Annotated in this window: 4 protein-coding genes; 3 read left to right on the forward strand and 1 reads right to left on the reverse strand. The window is 71.4% G+C overall.

Translation table 11 applies throughout. The features are described 5' to 3' along the window. The first annotated feature begins 12 nt into the window (after positions 1 to 12). The 3 genes from ABZ646_RS44260 to ABZ646_RS44270 all read left to right on the forward strand — a co-directional run bounded on the left by ABZ646_RS44260 (position 13) and on the right by ABZ646_RS44270 (position 2,337). Entirely contained in the window at positions 13 to 909 is an 897-nt protein-coding gene (locus ABZ646_RS44260; protein WP_360532799.1) for a helix-turn-helix domain-containing protein, read from the forward strand. Positions 910 to 1,029: 120 nt separating this feature from the next. Then, a complete protein-coding gene (locus tag ABZ646_RS44265) occupies positions 1,030 to 1,725 on the forward strand; it encodes a type 1 glutamine amidotransferase domain-containing protein (RefSeq protein ID WP_360532793.1) in 696 nt (231 codons plus the stop codon). Positions 1,726 to 1,737: 12 nt separating this feature from the next. Beyond that, a complete protein-coding gene (locus tag ABZ646_RS44270) occupies positions 1,738 to 2,337 on the forward strand; it encodes a muconolactone Delta-isomerase family protein (RefSeq protein ID WP_360532802.1) in 600 nt (199 codons plus the stop codon). On the opposite strand, the gene ABZ646_RS44275 is transcribed toward ABZ646_RS44270, so the two are convergent. Further along, the gene (locus ABZ646_RS44275; RefSeq protein ID WP_360532796.1) at positions 2,318 to 2,575 is read right to left on the reverse strand and encodes an ArsR family transcriptional regulator; all 258 of its coding nucleotides are present in this window, start codon (positions 2,573 to 2,575) and stop codon (positions 2,318 to 2,320) included. The genes ABZ646_RS44270 and ABZ646_RS44275 overlap by 20 nt on opposite strands. Between the last annotated feature and the right edge of the window lie 219 nt (positions 2,576 to 2,794).

A 2,794-nucleotide genomic window follows, 5' to 3' on the forward strand; every position in this document is an offset into this window, starting at 1 on the left:
CGGCAGGTCGGTCTGCTGCTCCGAACTGCCGCAGTTCTTCAGGGACATGTAGGCGGCGTTCTGCCCGCCGCTGGAGACAGCACCCCGTCGATCAGCGTCGACGAACTCGACCTGAACTTCGAGATGTCGTACTCCGTCAGCCCGCTGGGCAGGATCTGCCTGTGCGTCGTCCATGAGGGCACCGTCCAGGACCACGCCTTCCGTGGCGTCCAGGACGCCTTCGGCCCCGGTGACGCCGTGCTGTTCGCACCCCCGGACGAGCCGTACTCGGGGCGTATCTGCGGCGCCCGGTACAACATCACGATGATCGACCCCGGTCTCCTCGACCAGGTGGCCGCCACCGAACGCGGTCCGCTGCGCGAGCCCGTGCGGCTGACCGGCCACCGGCCCGTCACCCAGGCCGCGGCCGACCGGCTGAAGAGCACCATCTTCTACCTGCGGGACCACGTGCTGGCCGCCCCGGACGCCGAGGCGCACCCGCTGATCGTCTCGGCGGGCAGCCAGTTGCTGGCCGCGAGCGTCTTGGCGGCCTTCCCCAACACCGCGCGCACCGACCCCACCGCCCAGGACCGCACCGACGCGCACTCCGCCACCCTCAGGCGCGCCGTCGCCTACATCGACGACCACGCCGACCAGCCCCTCACGGTGGCCGGGATCGCGGACGCCGTGCACGTCACGGTCCGCACCCTGCAGTACGCGTTCCGCCGTCACCTCGACACGACACCGCTGGCCTACCTGCGCAGGGCCCGGCTGGCCCACGCCCACCGGGACCTGCTGGCCGCGAACCCGCGCGACGGCGCCACCGTCGCCGACATCGCCGCCCGCTGGGGCTTCGCCCACCCCGGCCGCTTCGCCGGCCTCTACCGAGCGGCGTACGGCACCAGCCCCGCGACCACCCTCCGCGACTGACCCGAGCGGCACGGTAGTTGACCGGCCCGTTCGTGAACAGGCGTGGCAAACATTGTGTGCCTAGGCTGGATGCCGTCGAATCCCTCATCGAGCCGGACGCGGGTGCGGAGGCTGAGTGCGATGGCGAAAGTGCTCTTCATGGTCAGCGGTGCGACCTATTGGGTTCTCAAGGACGGCACCAGATACGCGACGGGCTACTGGGCCGAGGAGTTCGCCGTGCCGTACAAGAAGCTCACTGAGGGCGGTCACGACGTCGTGGTGGCGACGCCGGGCGGGGTGACCCCGAACGTCGACATGATGAGCCTGCGCCCGTCGATGGCGGGCGGCGAGGAGGGTGCACTCGAACTGGAGGCCATCATCCGTTCCGCGGAGGTGATGCGGCGGCCCCTCAAGCTGTCGGACGTCCGCCTGGAGGACTACGACGCGGTGTACCTGCCCGGCGGCCACGGACCGATGGCGGACCTGGCGTTCGACGCCGACGCCGGCCGGCTGCTGACGGCGCAGCTCGCCTCGGGCAGGCCGCTCGCGATCGTCTGCCACGCGCCCGCCGCGATCCTGGCCACCAGGATGCACGGTGAGTCGCCCTTCAAGGGGTACCGGATCACCTGCTTCACCGACGAGGAGGAGGCAGGCGTGGGGCTGGCCCCCAGGGCGCCGTGGCTGCTGGAGACCGAGTTGAAGGAGAAGGTCGGAATCGATTTCAGCCGCGGCCCGATCTGGGAGCCGTACATGGTGGAGGACCGCAACCTCATCACCGGTCAGAACCCGCACTCGGCCGAGATCCTGGCGGACCGGCTCCTTGAGATCCTCAAGTGAGCCGTGCCCACCATGGAATACCTCGTCACCATGACCACCCACGTCTCGCAGGGGACCCCTGCGGAGGCGGTCGACGACATCCGCGCCCGTGAGGCCGCACACTCCCGCAGGCTCGCCGAGGCGGGCCTGCTGCTGCGGCTGTGGCGGCCTCCGCTGGGACCCGGCGAGTGGCGCACCCTCGGCCTGTTCGCCGCGCCGGACGCGGAACGTCTGGAGGAGGTCCTCGCCGCCATGCCGCTGCGCGTCTGGCGCAGCGACGAGGTGACACCCCTCGCCCCGCACCCGAACGACCCCGGTCCGGCCTCGACCGCAACCCCGCTGCCCGCCAAGGAGTTTCTGGTCGCCTTCGCCCCGGACGGCCCGGTCTCCCAGGAGTTGGCGGACGCGGCCGCGGCCGAGGCGGCCCGGGCCGCGGAACTGGCCGAGGACGGCCACCTGGTGCGGCTGTGGCAGGTTTCCCCCGGCCGGGCGCTCGGCCTGTGGCGGGCCCGCGACCCCGCCGAGATGCGGACGCTCCTGGGCTCGCTGCCGCAGGCGCCGTGGCTCACCACGACGACCACACCGCTGAGCGAACACCCCAACGATCCCGCGCTCAGCCGGCCCCGGGGCTGACGGCCGGGCGCGGGGCGCCGTGGTGTTCCGCCTCCGCCTCGACCGGCATCGCCGGCAGGGAGGCCACGGTCAGGCCGGCCTCGGCCGGGTGGCGCAGCACCCTGCCCGGGTCGATCCTGTACTGGTTGAGCCGGCAGCGGGCCGCGATGTCCCGGATCCGCACGTGGTGGTTGTCCGCGATGCCGGCCAGGACGCGCGCACGGTTCGTGACGGACGTCCATCCGGTGTGCGGTTTCACGCAGGCAAAAACATGAAGCGTGTTTCACGTATGTCTTGACGCGTCGAATGCGCCGTATGAGTCTGGAGAAGACGGACCACGGAGGAGGCGATCATGTCGGAACCGTCCAACGAGCAGCTCTCGGTGCAGGTCGGGCCGGCCGGGAAGCGGGTGACCGTCGCCGTGGGCGGTGAGTACCGCCTCGACGACAGCCGGGACCTCCAGCACGCTCTGCACGAC

Source organism: Streptomyces sp. NPDC007162 (assembly GCF_040634175.1).
In the GTDB taxonomy this organism is placed as follows: domain Bacteria; phylum Actinomycetota; class Actinomycetes; order Streptomycetales; family Streptomycetaceae; genus Streptomyces.

What these genes read in the sequence shown, in the direction of transcription:
- ABZ646_RS44265 (WP_360532793.1), top strand. Translation starts at nt 1,030, where the DNA reads ATGGCGAAAGTGCTCTTCATGGTCAGCGGTGCGACCTATTGGGTTCTC.
- ABZ646_RS44270 (WP_360532802.1), top strand. Translation starts at nt 1,738, where the DNA reads ATGGAATACCTCGTCACCATGACCACCCACGTCTCGCAGGGGACCCCT.